Origin of the sequence: Modestobacter altitudinis (assembly GCF_005930475.1) — a bacterium.
GTDB lineage: Bacteria > Actinomycetota > Actinomycetes > Mycobacteriales > Geodermatophilaceae > Modestobacter > Modestobacter altitudinis.
In genome coordinates this window covers 109,724-124,284 of record NZ_SJEW01000002.1, presented here as the reverse complement: position 1 = coordinate 124,284, position 14,561 = coordinate 109,724, and the positions used below count along the sequence as shown (strand labels likewise).

Below are 14,561 nucleotides of genomic sequence, written 5' to 3'. Positions count from 1 at the left end.
ACCAGGGCCGGCCGGCACCACACCTTTTCGAAACGAAGCGAAGAACTAGCCCCGGAAAGGGGTACATCGAGTGCTCGACGTCAACTTCTTCGACGAACTGCGCATCGGTCTGGCCAGCGGAGACGACATCCGCCAGTGGTCACACGGTGAGGTGAAGAAGCCCGAGACCATCAACTACCGCACCCTCCGTCCGGAGAAGGACGGTCTCTTCTGCGAGAAGATCTTCGGTCCCACCCGGGACTGGGAGTGCTACTGCGGCAAGTACAAGCGCGTCCGCTTCAAGGGCATCATCTGTGAGCGCTGCGGCGTCGAGGTCACTCGCGCCAAGGTGCGTCGTGAGCGGATGGGCCACATCGAGCTGGCCGCGCCGGTCACCCACATCTGGTTCTTCAAGGGCGTCCCCTCGCGTCTGGGCTACCTGCTCGACCTGGCGCCCAAGGACCTCGAGAAGATCATCTACTTCGCTGCCTACATGATCACCTCCGTCGACGACGAGGCGCGTCACCGCGACCTGCCGACCGTCGAGGCCGAGATCAGCGCGGAGAAGCACAACCTCGAGTCCCGCCGCGACGCCGACGTGGAGGCCCGCCAGCAGAAGCTGGAGGCCGACCTCGCCGAGCTCGAGGCCGAGGGTGCCAAGTCCGACGTGCGCCGCAAGGTGCGCGAGGGCGGCGAGCGCGAGATGCGCCAGCTGCGTGACCGCGCCCAGCGGGAGATCGACCGCCTCGAAGAGGTGATGGACACCTTCCGCAAGCTCGAGGTGAAGCAGCTCATCGCCGACGAGGGCCTCTACCGCGAGCTGCGCGACCGCTTCGGTGAGTACTTCGAGGGCGGCATGGGTGCCGCGGCGCTGCAGAAGCTGCTGGCCGGCTTCGACCTCGACGCCGAGGCCATCTCGCTGCGCGAGACGATCCGCAGCGGCAAGGGCCAGCGCAAGTTGCGGGCCCTCAAGCGGCTGAAGGTCGTCGCGGCGTTCCAGCAGACCCAGAACTCGCCCATGGGCATGGTCCTGGACTGCGTGCCGGTCATCCCGCCGGACCTGCGCCCGATGGTGCAGCTCGACGGTGGCCGCTTCGCCACCAGCGACATGAACGACCTGTACCGCCGGGTGATCAACCGGAACAACCGGCTCAAGCGACTGCTCGACCTGGGCGCGCCGGAGATCATCGTCAACAACGAGAAGCGGATGCTCCAGGAGTCCGTGGACGCGTTGTTCGACAACGGTCGGCGCGGCCGTCCGGTGACCGGTCCGGGCAACCGTCCGCTGAAGTCCCTGAGTGACCTGCTCAAGGGCAAGCAGGGCCGGTTCCGGCAGAACCTGCTGGGCAAGCGCGTCGACTACTCCGGCCGTTCGGTCATCGTCGTCGGCCCGCAGCTCAAGCTGCACCAGTGCGGTCTGCCCAAGCAGATGGCGCTGGAGTTGTTCAAGCCCTTCGTGATGAAGCGGCTGGTGGACCTCAACCACGCGCAGAACATCAAGTCCGCCAAGCGGATGGTGGAGCGCGCGCGGCCGGTCGTGTGGGACGTGCTCGAGGAGGTCATCACCGAGCACCCGGTGCTGCTGAACCGTGCACCGACGCTGCACCGTCTGGGCATCCAGGCCTTCGAGCCCCAGCTGGTCGAGGGCAAGGCCATCCAGATCCACCCGCTGGTCTGCACCGCGTTCAACGCGGACTTCGACGGCGACCAGATGGCGGTGCACCTGCCGCTGTCGGCCGAGGCGCAGGCCGAGGCCCGCGTCCTCATGCTGTCCAGCAACAACATCCTGAGCCCGGCCGACGGTCGTCCGATCACCGCGCCGACCCAGGACATGGTGCTGGGCCTCTACCACCTCACGACCCTCGCCGGGTCGGCCGAGCTGGCCGAGGGCGAGCGGGCCAGGGCCTACTCCACGACCGCCGAGGCGATCATGGCGTTCGACCAGGGTGCGCTGGGTCTGCAGGAGCGGGTGACCATCCGGCTGGACGAGGTCTTCGGCGTCGACAACGGGCCGAACGACCCGTGGGTCGCGCCCGAGGACTGGGAGCCCGGTCAGCCGGCGCTCATCTCGACCAGCCTGGGCCGGGTCCTGTTCAACGAGGCACTGCCCGAGGACTACCCGTTCGTCAACTACCAGGTGCCGAAGAAGGCGCTGGGCGCGATCGTCAACGACCTCGCCGAGCGCTACCCCAAGGTGCAGGTGGCGGCGACGCTGGACGCCCTCAAGTCGGCCGGCTTCCGCTGGGCGACCCGGTCGGGCGTCACGATCGCCATCGACGACGTCGTCACCCCGCCGGTCAAGCAGTCGATCCTGGACCGGCACGAGGACGAGGCCCGCAAGATCGAGCGCCAGTACGAGCGCGGCGTCATCACCGACGCCGAGCGTCGTTCCGAGCTCATCGAGATCTGGACCCGCGCCCGGGCCGAGGTCAGCCAGGCCATGGTGGACAACTTCCCGACCACCAACCCGGTGTGGGTCATGGTCAACTCCGGCGCTCGCGGCAACATGATGCAGATCAGCCAGATCGCCGGCATGCGCGGCCTGGTGGCCAACCCGAAGGGCGAGATCATCCCGCGGCCGATCAAGGCCAACTTCCGGGAGGGTCTGTCCGTGCTGGAGTACTTCATCTCCACGCACGGTGCCCGCAAGGGCCTGGCGGACACCGCGCTGCGGACCGCCGACTCCGGGTACCTCACCCGCCGGCTGGTCGACGTCTCGCAGGACGTCATCATCCGCGAGGAGGACTGCGGCACCGAGCGTGGCGTGATCATGCCGATCGGCACCGTGCTCGACGGCAAGGTCACCCGTGACGCCCACGTGGAGACCAGCGTGTACGCCCGTGCGCTGGCCGCCGACGTGGTCGCCGCCGACGGCACGCTGATCGCGCAGGCCGGCGCCGACCTGGGCGACGTCCTGATCGCCCAGCTGGTCGACGCCGGGGTGTCGGAGGTCAAGGTCCGCTGCGTGCTCACCTGCGAGTCGCTGCTGGGCACCTGCGCCACCTGCTACGGCCGGTCGCTCGCGTCCGGCAAGCTGGTGGACGTCGGCGAGGCGGTCGGCATCATCGCCGCCCAGTCGATCGGTGAGCCCGGTACGCAGCTGACGATGCGCACCTTCCACACCGGTGGTGTGGCCGGTGCGGACATCACCCACGGTCTGCCGCGTGTGGTGGAGCTCTTCGAGGCCCGTGTCCCCAAGGGCAAGGCCCCGATCGCCGAGCTCGCCGGCAGCGTCCGGATCGAGGACGGCGACCAGTTCCGGAAGCTGACCATCAGCCCGGACGACGGCTCCGACGAGGTCGTCTACGACAAGCTGTCGCGTCGCTCGCGGCTGCGGGTCGAGGACGGCGGCCACGTCGAGGTCGGCGAGCAGCTGACCGAGGGTGCGGTCGACCCGCACGAGGTGCTGCGGATCATGGGCCCGCGCGAGGTGCAGCTGCACCTCGTCCGCGAGGTCCAGGAGGTCTACCGCAGCCAGGGTGTGTCGATCCACGACAAGCACATCGAGGTGATCATCCGGCAGATGCTGAAGCGGGTGACCATCATCGACTCGGGCGCGACGGAGTTCCTGCCCGGTGCGCTGGTCGAGCGGACGATCTTCGAGACCGAGAACCGTCGGGTCGTCTCCGAGGGTGGCGAGCCGGCCTCGGCCCGCCCGGTCCTGATGGGGATCACCAAGGCGTCGCTGGCGACGGAGTCGTGGCTGTCCGCGGCCTCGTTCCAGGAGACGACCAAGGTGCTCACCGACGCCGCGATCCAGGGCAAGAGCGACAGCCTGCTCGGGCTCAAGGAGAACGTGATCATCGGCAAGCTGATCCCGGCCGGTACCGGGATCAGCCGCTACCGGAACATCACGGTCGAGCCCACCGAGGAGGCGCGCGCCGCCGTCTACACCATGGCCGGCTACGACGACGGGCAGTACTACAGCCCGGACGTCTTCGGTCAGGGCACGGGCGAGGCCGTCCGGCTCGAGGAGTACGACTGGCGCTGATGCGCTGAGTGAGTGACAGCAGGGCCCCGTACGCCACTGGCGTGCGGGGCCCTGCTGTGTCACGGCGACCCTCCGGGCCGCACCGCGGCCCGGAGCGGCTGACGCCGCGACCACGCGGCGTCAGCCGTCATGGAGGGTGCGGCCCGGCCTCCTGAGTCACGTGACGCAATCGCGTCACACGGCGTCGCTCAACCGGCGCATGGTCTCGACCGTGCGCAGCCGGTTCTCCCGGCTGTCGTCCATCGGCTGCAGGTTGATGGTGGTGACCCCGGCCGCCGCGAAGGCGGCGATCCGCTCGGCGACGTAGGACTCCGGGCCGATGAGCGAGGTGGCCCGCACCAGGTCCTCGGGGACGGCGGCCGCAGCCTCGTCCTTGCGCCCGGCGAGGTAGAGCTCCTGGATGGTCTCCGCCTCGGCCTCGTAGCCGTAGCGCCGGGCGAGGTCGTTGTAGAAGTTCTTGCCCTTGGCGCCCATGCCGCCCACGTAGAGGGCGATGCCCGGGCGGACGGCGTCGAGGAGGTGCTCGACGTCCTCCCCGATGGCGACCGGCACCCCGACGACGACGTCCAGCTCCCCCAGGGCGGTGTCGCGCTTGGCCCGGCCGGCCTCGAGCGACGCTCCCCACACGTCGGCCGCGCGCTCCGGGTGGAAGAAGATCGGCTCCCACTTCTCCGCGATCTCCGCCGCCAGTTCGACGTTCTTCGGGCCGAGTGCGGCCAGCAGGACCGGGATCCGCTCGCGGACCGGGGTGTTGATCAGCTTCAGCGGCTTGCCCAGCCCGGTGCCCTGGTCGGCCGGCAGCGGGACGGTGTACTTCTTGCCCTCGTGGACCAGCCGTTCCCGGCGCCACACCTGCCGGCAGATCTCGACGATCTCCCGGGTGCGCTGCAGCGGGGCGTCGTAGGGGACCCCGTGCCAGCCCTCGATCACCTGCGGGCCCGATGCCCCCAGACCCAGGGTGAAGCGGCCGCCGGACACGAAGTCCAGCCCGGCGGCGGTCATCGCGATCAGTGCCGGGGTGCGGCTGTAGATCGGGAAGATGCCGCTCATCAGCTCGACCCGCTCGGTGACGGCGGCGAGATAGCCCAGCTGGCTCACCGAGTCGAACGTGTAGACCTCGGCGACCATGGCGACGTCGAGCCCGGCGGACTCCAGGTCGCGGATCTCCGCCGCCGTCTGCTGGAAGTCCCCGCTGTAACTGGCCTGGATCCCGATGCGCACGCGCCCTCCTCGGCGTCCGGGGCACCCTCGTCGGCGCCCCTGTCGGCGACCGTAACGGCCGAGCGGCCTGGGCGGGCCCCGGGGGAGTGCTGGAGCGGCCGGGAGCTACAGGGGGCGGACGGTGCCGATCACGTGCGTCACGACGCGGACGCCGTCGACGTCACGGGGGACCCGGGTGCCGACGCCGGCCTCGGTGAGGTCGACCCGCACCACGTACTCCGCGTCCTGACGCGCCAGCCCCACAGCCGCGACGCCGGGATCGGTCGCGAGGCGCTGGGCCAGGGCGGACTTGGCGGCCCGGGCAGCGGCACGGTCGGTCATGACGCCCATGATGCGCCCCTCAGCCCGCGCTGGACACCCACTCCACCCCCAGCTCGCGCAGCACGGTGGCCAGCGGGTTGGCGAAGGTGACGCCGCCGCCCGCGCTGCCGCCCTCGGTGGAGCCGGCGAAGAGCAGGCCGAGGGGTGCCCGGTCCCGGCTGCGCCAGATCACCGAGCCGCTGTCCCCGCCGGCGCTGAAGGCCCCGGTGAGGCCCTCGATCTCCACCTGGTCGTCGAAGGTGTGCACGCCGTCGTCGTACTGGACGCCCACGCCGTCGACCTCCACGGCGGTGATCCGGCCGCGGGTGTGGCCGGTCGTCCGCCCGAGCTTCTCCACCAGCTCGTCGGGGTCCACGTCGTCGGGCGAGGCCACCGCGGCGAGCAGGGCGCCACCGGGGTAGTCGGTGGGGTCGGCCCCGAGCCCGGCGTCCAGGGCGGCGACCGCGGCGTCCACCAGGTTGCCGGGGTCGGCGCTCAGCCGGACGAAGGCCTCCAGCGTCCCGACCCGGTCCTCGGGCGTCCCGCCGTCGGCGACGCCCGGCTGCACCACCGGGTCGCCCTCGGTCGCAGCATCGCTGTTGGCCAGCACGTGGTTGTTGGAGAGCACCAGCAGGCCCTCGGTGCCCGACCGGCGGACGAAGCCGCCGAGCGTGCCGGCCGTGACATCGGGGTGGCTGATCGACAGGCCTGGCCGCAGCGGGCGCACCCGCTGCTGGAGCTCGGCCGGGGTGTACCCGGTGGGGGAGGTGAAGGGGCGCACCTGCCCTATCACCCGGACGTCGACCTCCTCGCGTGCCGCTGCGTCGAGACCGGCCAGCACCACGTCGGCGTCGGCCTGCTCGATCAGCCGGATGGCCAGGTGCACCTGGCCGCGGCCCACCGGCGCCAGGCCCAGCGCCACGCCGCTCCAGCGGGTGGCCCCGCCGAGGGAGCTGGCGACCGCGGTGGGCGCCTCGGTCAGCCGCTGGGACAGGCGGGCCTTCAGTTCACGGGCGGAGTCGGGGAGCACGGCGGTACCTCCGGGGCGCTGGACGTGGTCACGGCCTGGGAGCGGGTCGTGAGCGGTTCGACACCGACGGTAGGGCCGGGGTCCGACAGGAGCGACGCGAGACCACCGGGACCCCAGGCATCAGGCGCGCGCGGGTGCTCGGCACGGCGACCGTCGTCCGGTACGTTCCCCGCCAGGACCTCCCGGCGTGGCGACTGCCCACCCGGGAATGGTCCACCGCCGGTCGCGGTTGGTACGCGACAGACCGGCTGGTCCGGTGCGCGGTCACACCTGGACCCGGCTTTGACCGGGTCGAGAGGGCCGGGTACTGTGGTCAGCTGTGCCCAGGGTGTCCTGGGCCTGCTCCTGTTCGCGGTGCACCTCGACGCCCACCGGTCCATCCGACCGGCCGGCCGACAGGGGCCACGCCCGTCCACGACGGGACCACTGCAAGGTGGTGTGGCCGCGCCGAACGGCGAGGGGCGACGAGTCCGGCTCGACCAGCTGGCCGGTTCTCGCGAGGGCAACACGCCCGACCGCGGGGGCCGGACGGTGGGTCACGGCCAGAATCGGACGGGCCGGGCAACCGGGCACACACAGGCACGCACCACATCCACAGCACGACCCAGCGCAGGTAGGAGATCCAGGCCACCCATGCCCACGATCAACCAGCTGGTCCGCAAGGGCCGCGAGGACAAGGTCGAGAAGACCAAGACCCCGGCGCTGAAGGGTTCTCCCCAGCGCCGCGGGGTGTGCACCCGCGTGTACACCACGACCCCGAAGAAGCCGAACTCGGCGCTGCGCAAGGTCGCCCGCGTCCGGCTGACCAGCGGCATCGAGGTGACCGCCTACATCCCGGGCGTCGGCCACAACCTGCAGGAGCACTCCATGGTGCTCGTGCGCGGCGGCCGCGTGAAGGACCTGCCGGGCGTGCGCTACAAGATCATCCGCGGCTCGCTGGACACTCAGGGTGTCCGCGGCCGCAAGCAGGCTCGCAGCCGTTACGGCGCGAAGAAGGAGAAGAGCTAATGCCGCGCAAGGGCCCCGCGCCGAAGCGTCCGCTCGTCGCCGACCCGGTGTACCAGTCGCCGCTGGTGACCCAGCTGGTGAACAAGGTGCTCGTCGACGGCAAGCGCTCGGTCGCCGAGGCGATCGTCTACGGCGCCCTCGAGGGCGTCCGTGCCAAGAGCGACACCGACCCGGTGGTCACGCTCAAGCGCGCGCTGGACAACGTCAAGCCGGCCCTGGAGGTCCGCAGCCGCCGTGTCGGTGGTGCGACCTACCAGGTGCCGATCGAGGTCCGCGCCTCCCGCAGCACGACCCTCGGCCTGCGCTGGCTGATCCAGTACAGCCGCGGTCGTCGCGAGAAGACGATGACCGAGCGCCTCATGAACGAGCTGCTGGACGCCAGCAACGGTCTGGGTGCCGCGGTCAAGCGCCGCGAGGACACCCACAAGATGGCCGAGTCCAACAAGGCCTTCGCGCACTACCGCTGGTGACCTCAGTCCACCAGCAGCCGCTGCCCGCGGTGACCCCGGGCGATCCCCGAGCACCGCGCGCGGACGAGAAAGAAGAGGAGTGACGTAATGGCCCAGAACGAGGCCCAACTCGCCAAGACCCGCAACATCGGGATCATGGCGCACATCGACGCCGGCAAGACGACGACGACCGAGCGGATCCTCTTCTACACCGGTATCAACTACAAGATCGGTGAAGTCCACGACGGCGCGGCAACGATGGACTGGATGGAGCAGGAGCAGGAGCGCGGCATCACGATCACGTCGGCCGCGACGAAGTGCTCCTGGAGCGGCCACGACATCAACATCATCGACACCCCCGGACACGTCGACTTCACCGTCGAGGTGGAGCGGTCGCTGCGGGTGCTCGACGGAGCGGTCGCGGTCTACGACGGCGTCGCCGGTGTCGAGCCGCAGACCGAGCAGGTGTGGCGGCAGGCCGAGAAGTACGGCGTCCCGCGCATGTGCTTCGTCAACAAGCTCGACCGCACCGGTGCCGACTTCTTCCGCTGCGTCGACATGATGGTGGAGCGGCTCGCGGCCAACCCGCTGGTCCTGCAGCTGCCCATCGGTGCCGAGGCCGACTTCGTCGGCGTCGTGGACCTGGTCCAGATGCGGGCCCTCACCTGGCGCGGCGAGACCGCGATGGGCGAGGACTACGCCATCGAGGAGATCCCGGCCGAGCTCGCCGACCAGGCCGCCGAGTACCGCGAGAAGTTGCTCGAGAACATCGCGGACTTCGACGACTCGCTCATGGAGGACTACCTCGGTGGCGAGGAGATCGGCGTCGACCGGCTGAAGGCGGCCATCCGCAAGGCCACCATCGCCGGCCAGGTCAACCCGGTCCTCACCGGCACCGCGTTCAAGAACAAGGGCGTGCAGCCCCTGCTCGACGGCGTCGTGGACTACCTGCCCAGCCCGCTGGACATCGAGGCGATCGTCGGCACCGCGCTCGACGGCGAGACCGAGGTCCTGCGGCACGCCGACGAGAACGAGCCGTTCTCGGCGCTGGCGTTCAAGATCCAGACGGACCAGCACCTGGGCAAGCTCACCTACATCCGGGTCTACTCCGGCAAGCTCGACGCGGGCTCCCCGGTGCTGAACAGCACCAAGGACCGCAAGGAGCGGGTCGGCAAGATCTACCAGATGCACGCGAACAAGCGCGAAGAGCGTGCGGGCGTGGGCGCCGGCGAGATCGTGGCCGTCAACGGGATGAAGCAGACGACGACGGGTGACACCCTCTGCGACCCGCAGAGCCCGGTGATCCTCGAGTCGATGACCTTCCCGGCCCCGGTCATCTCGGTGGCCATCGAGCCGAAGACCAAGGGCGACCAGGAGAAGCTGGGCACCGCGATCCAGAAGCTCGCCGAGGAGGACCCGACGTTCCAGGTCCGCCTGGACGAGGAGACCGGCCAGACCGTCATCTCCGGCATGGGCGAGCTCCACCTGGAGATCCTGGTCGACCGGATGCGTCGCGAGTTCCGCGTCGAGGCCAACGTCGGCAAGCCGCAGGTCGCCTACCGCGAGACGATCCGCAAGCGGGTCGAGAAGGTCGACTACACCCACAAGAAGCAGACGGGTGGGTCCGGCCAGTTCGCCAAGGTCCAGGTCACGATCGAGCCCCTCGAGGTCGCGGCCGACGGCCCGACCTACGAGTTCGTCAACGCCGTCACCGGTGGTCGCATCCCGCGGGAGTACATCCCCTCGGTGGACGCCGGCATGCAGGACGCCATGCAGTTCGGCATCCTGGCCGGGTACCCCCTGGTCGGCGTGAAGGCGACGCTGGTCGACGGTCAGTACCACGAGGTCGACTCCTCGGAGATGGCCTTCAAGATCGCCGGCTCGATGGTCTTCAAGGAGGCTGCACGCAAGGCCAGCCCGGCCCTGCTCGAGCCGCTGATGGCCGTCGAGGTCGTCACCCCGGAGGACTACATGGGTGACGTGATCGGGGACCTCAACTCCCGCCGCGGGACCATCCAGGCGATGGAGGAGCGCTCCGGCGCCCGCGTCGTCCGGGCCCTGGTGCCGCTGTCGGAGATGTTCGGCTACGTGGGCGACCTGCGCAGCCGCACCCAGGGACGGGCGAGCTACACCATGGTGTTCGACACGTACGCCGAGGTGCCGGCCAACGTCGCCAAGGAGATCATCGCCAAGGCGACCGGCGAGTAACCGGTGGGCGGCTGACGCCGCCGGCCACCGCGAGCTCTGCTCGCACCCCCAGACACGCGAACGACTGCGAAGAAACGACCGAGAGGAACCTCAGTGGCCAAGGCCAAGTTCGAGCGGACCAAGCCGCACGTCAACATCGGCACCATCGGGCACATCGACCACGGGAAGACGACGCTGACCGCGGCGATCACCAAGGTCCTGCACGACAAGTACCCGAACCTCAACGAGGCGTCCGCGTTCGACCAGATCGACAAGGCGCCCGAGGAGAAGGCCCGTGGGATCACGATCTCGATCGCCCACGTGGAGTACCAGACCGAGAACCGGCACTACGCGCACGTCGACTGCCCCGGGCACGCCGACTACATCAAGAACATGATCACCGGTGCCGCGCAGATGGACGGCGCGATCCTGGTGGTCGCGGCGACCGACGGCCCGATGCCGCAGACCAAGGAGCACGTGCTCCTGGCCCGCCAGGTCGGCGTCCCCTACATCGTGGTGGCCCTGAACAAGGCCGACATGGTGGACGACGAGGAGATCCTGGAGCTCGTCGAGCTCGAGGTCCGCGAGCTGCTCAGCGAGTACGAGTTCCCGGGCGACGACCTCCCCGTGGTCCGCGTCTCGGCGCTGAAGGCCCTCGAGGGCGACGCCGAGTGGGGCAACAAGCTCATGGAGCTCATGGACGCCGTCGACTCGGCCATCCCCGAGCCCGAGCGTGAGATCGACAAGCCGTTCCTCATGCCCGTCGAGGACGTCTTCACCATCACCGGCCGCGGTACCGTCGTGACCGGTCGCGTGGAGCGCGGCATCGTCAAGGTCTCCGAGGAGATCGAGATCGTCGGCATCCGCCCGACCTCGTCGAAGACGACGGTCACCGGTGTCGAGATGTTCCGCAAGCTGCTCGACCAGGGCCAGGCCGGTGACAACGTCGGTCTGCTGCTGCGCGGCATCAAGCGCGAGGACGTCGAGCGCGGTCAGGTCGTCGTGAAGCCGGGCTCCATCACCCCGCACACGAACTTCGAGGGCTCTGTCTACATCCTCTCGAAGGACGAGGGCGGCCGGCACACGCCGTTCTTCAACAACTACCGCCCGCAGTTCTACTTCCGTACCACGGACGTCACCGGCGTCGTCACGCTGCCCTCGGGCACCGAGATGGTCATGCCCGGTGACAACACCGAGATGACGGTGGAGCTCATCCAGCCCATCGCCATGGAGGAGGGCCTCCGGTTCGCCATCCGTGAGGGTGGCCGCACCGTCGGCGCCGGCCGGGTCGTCAAGATCAACCAGTGACACCCTGACGGGCGGCGGCCGCTGGTCGGCCGCCGCCCGTCAGCCGGGTCGGGAGACCCGACCCCCGGGTCAACAGACCCACTCGAACCTTCACAACCGATCGGCAGGAGCGAAGACAACCGATGGCGGGACAGAAGATCCGCATCCGGCTGAAGGCCTACGACCACGAGGCGATCGATGCCTCGGCGCGGCGCATCGTGGACACGGTGACGAAGACCGGAGCGCGCGTCGTCGGCCCCGTGCCGCTGCCGACGGAGAAGAACGTGTACTGCGTCATCCGCTCGCCGCACAAGTACAAGGACTCGCGCGAGCACTTCGAGATGCGTACGCACAAGCGGCTCATCGACATCCTCGACCCGACGCCGAAGACGGTCGACGCGCTCATGCGCATCGACCTGCCGGCCTCGGTCGACGTCAACATCCAGTAAGGGCTGTCCCAGACATGGCGAGCACATTCCGTGGTCTCCTCGGCGAGAAGCTGGGGATGACCCAGGTCTTCGACGAGAACAACCGCATCGTGCCGGTGACCGTCGTCAAGGCGGGCCCGTGCGTGGTCACGCAGGTCCGCACCCCGGAGAAGGACGGCTACTCCGCCGTCCAGCTCGGGTTCGGCGCGATCGACCCCCGCAAGGTGAACAAGCCCGAGGGTGGGCACTTCGCTAAGGCGGGCGTCACGCCCCGGCGGCACGTGGTCGAGCTGCGCACCGAGGACGCCGGCGACTACACGGTCGGCCAGGAGCTGACCACCGAGGTCTTCGACGGCGTGACCAAGGTCGACGTCATCGGCACCAGCAAGGGCAAGGGCACCGCCGGTGTCATGAAGCGTCACGGCTTCAAGGGCCTGGGCGCAGGACACGGCACGCACCGCAAGCACCGTGCCCCCGGCTCGATCGGCGGGGCCTCGACCCCGGGTCGGGTCTTCAAGGGCATGCGCATGGCCGGCCGGATGGGCACGGCCACCACGACCACGCTGTCTCTGAAGGTGCACGCGGTCGACGCCGAGAAGGGCCTCGTGCTGATCAAGGGTGCCGTTCCCGGCCCCCGCGGTGGGCTGCTGCTGGTCCGCTCCGCGGTCAAGGGCGGCCCCGTGGGGAGTGACACCAAGTGAGCCAGTCGATCGCCGACCAGAAGGCGCAGACCCGCAGCGACCGCGAGGTCCAGGTCCGCACCCCCGGTGGGGAGACCGCCGGCAGCGTCACGCTGCCCGGTGCGCTCTTCGACGCCAACGCCAACGTCTCGTTGATGCACCAGGTGGTGGTGGCCCAGCTGGCCGCCGCGCGCCAGGGCACGCACTCGACCAAGACGCGCGCCCAGGTCAGCGGTACGGGTGCCAAGCCCTACCGCCAGAAGGGCACCGGTCGCGCCCGCCAGGGCTCGCTGCGCTCCCCGCAGTTCTCCGGTGGTGGCGTCTCGCACGGCCCCGTGCCGCGCAACTACGACCAGAAGACCCCCAAGAAGATGAAGGCCGCCGCGCTCCGCGGTGCCCTGTCCGACCGGGCCCGCGAGGACCGCGTGCACGTGGTCTCCGCCTTCGTCGAGGGCGACGCCCCGTCGACCAAGGCCGCGATCAAGGTCCTGGACGCGATTACCGCCGCCAAGCGCGTGCTCGTCGTGCTCGACCGCGACGACGTCCTCAACTGGGTGAGCCTGCGCAACGTGCCGCGGGTCCACCTGATCGAGGCCGGCCAGCTCAACACCTACGACGTGCTCGTCGCCGACGAGGTGGTCTTCACCGAGACCGCGCTGGCGGAGTACGTCTCGGGTCCGGCCAAGGGCCAGGACGCCGACGTCGAGAAGCCGGACCTGACCACGCCGGACATCCCGGGTGCGATCCCGTCGATCGAGCCCGTCGTGGGCACGACCGACCTCGACCTCACCACCGATGACACCGAGGAGAAGGCATGAGCGTCCGCGACCCCCGGGACGTCCTGCTGTCCCCGGTCATCTCCGAGAAGAGCTACGGCCTCCTCGACGAGAACAAGTACACGTTCATCGTGCGGCCCGACGCCAACAAGACCCAGATCAAGATCGCTGTGCAGCAGGTCTTCAACGTGAAGGTCCTCGCCGTCAACACGATCAACCGTCAGGGGAAGAGGAAGCGCTCGAAGGGCGCTGTGATGGGGAAGCGCAAGGACACCAAGCGCGCCATCGTCTCCGTGGCCCCCGGCGACCGCATCGAGCTCTTCGGGGGCCCGGGCGCCTGACGGCACCCGGACCCCGATCGGACCAGAGGACTCTGAGGAACCATGGCCATCCGTAAGTACAAGCCGACGACGCCGGGCCGCCGCGGCTCGTCCGTCGCCGACTTCGCCGAGGTCACCCGCGACCACCCCGAGAAGTCGCTGGTCCGGCCGCTGCACGGCCGCGGTGGGCGCAACGTCCACGGACGCGTGACCGCTCGGCACCAGGGCGGCGGGCACAAGCGCGCCTACCGGCTGATCGACTTCCGCCGGGCGGACAAGGACGGCGTGCCGGCCAAGGTCGCGCACATCGAGTACGACCCGAACCGCACCTCGCGGATCGCGCTGCTGCACTTCGCCGACGGCGAGAAGCGCTACATCATCGCCCCGGCGAAGCTGAAGCAGGGCGACACGGTCGAGTGCGGCCCTGCGGCCGACATCAAGCCCGGCAACAACCTGCCGCTGCGCAACATCCCGGTCGGCACCGTCGTGCACGCCATCGAGCTGCGGCCCGGTGGCGGTGCGAAGATCGCCCGCTCCGCCGGCACCAGCGTCCAGCTGGTCGCCCGTGAGGGTCGTTTCGCCCAGCTGCGCATGCCCTCCGGTGAGATCCGCAACGTCGACGTGCGCTGCCGCGCCACCATCGGCGAGGTCGGCAACGCCGAGCAGTCGAACATCAACTGGGGCAAGGCCGGCCGCATGCGGTGGAAGGGCAAGCGCCCGACCGTCCGCGGTGTCGCCATGAACCCGGTGGACCACCCGCACGGTGGTGGTGAGGGCAAGACCTCCGGTGGTCGCCACCCGGTGAACCCCAAGGGCAAGCCGGAAGGCCGGACGCGCAAGCGGAAGGCCAGTGACGCCATGATCGTGCGCCGCCGGCGTGCGAACAAGAAGCGCTGAGCGGGTAG

13 protein-coding genes are annotated in these 14,561 nt (G+C 69.7%); 10 read left to right on the top strand and 3 right to left on the bottom strand.

Going from position 1 to position 14,561, the window contains the following annotated elements; all coding sequences use genetic code 11:
* Positions 1 to 70 precede the first annotated feature (70 nt).
* Entirely contained in the window at positions 71 to 3,970 is a 3,900-nt protein-coding gene (locus tag FHL79_RS01475; protein ID WP_138756854.1) for a DNA-directed RNA polymerase subunit beta', read from the top strand.
* A gap of 174 nt (positions 3,971 to 4,144) precedes the next feature.
* On the opposite strand, the gene FHL79_RS01470 is transcribed toward FHL79_RS01475, so the two are convergent.
* The 3 genes from FHL79_RS01470 to FHL79_RS01460 all read right to left on the bottom strand — a co-directional run bounded on the left by FHL79_RS01470 (position 4,145) and on the right by FHL79_RS01460 (position 6,521).
* Positions 4,145 to 5,191, bottom strand: coding sequence for an LLM class F420-dependent oxidoreductase (locus FHL79_RS01470; RefSeq protein WP_138756853.1), 1,047 nt, complete (start codon positions 5,189 to 5,191; stop codon positions 4,145 to 4,147).
* Between the two features lie 105 nt (positions 5,192 to 5,296).
* Positions 5,297 to 5,512 (bottom strand): hypothetical protein, encoded by a 216-nt coding sequence (locus FHL79_RS01465; RefSeq protein WP_138732897.1) that lies wholly within the window; start codon positions 5,510 to 5,512, stop codon positions 5,297 to 5,299.
* A 19-nt stretch (positions 5,513 to 5,531) separates the two neighbouring features.
* Positions 5,532 to 6,521: a chymotrypsin family serine protease gene (locus tag FHL79_RS01460; protein ID WP_138756852.1), complete on the bottom strand. Its 990-nt coding sequence runs from the start codon at positions 6,519 to 6,521 to the stop codon at positions 5,532 to 5,534.
* A 633-nt stretch (positions 6,522 to 7,154) separates the two neighbouring features.
* On the opposite strand from FHL79_RS01460, the gene rpsL reads away from it, so the two are divergent.
* From rpsL to rplB, 9 genes are all read left to right on the top strand, one after another.
* The gene (gene rpsL, locus FHL79_RS01455; RefSeq protein WP_026857010.1) at positions 7,155 to 7,529 is read left to right on the top strand and encodes a 30S ribosomal protein S12; all 375 of its coding nucleotides are present in this window, start codon (positions 7,155 to 7,157) and stop codon (positions 7,527 to 7,529) included.
* Positions 7,529 to 7,999, top strand: a complete 471-nt coding sequence (gene rpsG / locus FHL79_RS01450; RefSeq protein WP_138756851.1) for a 30S ribosomal protein S7 — start codon at positions 7,529 to 7,531, stop codon at positions 7,997 to 7,999. The genes rpsL and rpsG overlap by 1 nt, the downstream gene beginning before the upstream one ends.
* A gap of 87 nt (positions 8,000 to 8,086) precedes the next feature.
* A complete protein-coding gene (gene fusA / locus FHL79_RS01445; RefSeq protein WP_138756850.1) occupies positions 8,087 to 10,186 on the top strand; it encodes an elongation factor G in 2,100 nt (699 codons plus the stop codon).
* A 93-nt stretch (positions 10,187 to 10,279) separates the two neighbouring features.
* Positions 10,280 to 11,473 carry an elongation factor Tu gene (tuf, locus tag FHL79_RS01440; protein ID WP_138756849.1) on the top strand — a complete coding sequence of 398 codons (1,194 nt, stop codon included), beginning with the start codon at positions 10,280 to 10,282 and terminating at the stop codon, positions 11,471 to 11,473.
* A gap of 122 nt (positions 11,474 to 11,595) precedes the next feature.
* Positions 11,596 to 11,901, top strand: a complete 306-nt coding sequence (gene rpsJ, locus FHL79_RS01435) for a 30S ribosomal protein S10 (RefSeq protein WP_014742859.1) — start codon at positions 11,596 to 11,598, stop codon at positions 11,899 to 11,901.
* Positions 11,902 to 11,915: 14 nt separating this feature from the next.
* Positions 11,916 to 12,581 (top strand): 50S ribosomal protein L3, encoded by a 666-nt coding sequence (gene rplC, locus FHL79_RS01430; RefSeq protein WP_138732900.1) that lies wholly within the window; start codon positions 11,916 to 11,918, stop codon positions 12,579 to 12,581.
* Positions 12,578 to 13,378, top strand: coding sequence for a 50S ribosomal protein L4 (rplD, locus tag FHL79_RS01425; RefSeq protein ID WP_171057949.1), 801 nt, complete (start codon positions 12,578 to 12,580; stop codon positions 13,376 to 13,378). Before rplC ends, rplD begins: the two co-directional genes overlap by 4 nt.
* Positions 13,375 to 13,677, top strand: coding sequence for a 50S ribosomal protein L23 (gene rplW / locus FHL79_RS01420; protein WP_014742856.1), 303 nt, complete (start codon positions 13,375 to 13,377; stop codon positions 13,675 to 13,677). The genes rplD and rplW overlap by 4 nt, the downstream gene beginning before the upstream one ends.
* Positions 13,678 to 13,719: 42 nt before the next feature.
* Entirely contained in the window at positions 13,720 to 14,553 is an 834-nt protein-coding gene (gene rplB, locus FHL79_RS01415) for a 50S ribosomal protein L2 (RefSeq protein WP_138756848.1), read from the top strand.
* Positions 14,554 to 14,561: the final 8 nt, after the last annotated feature.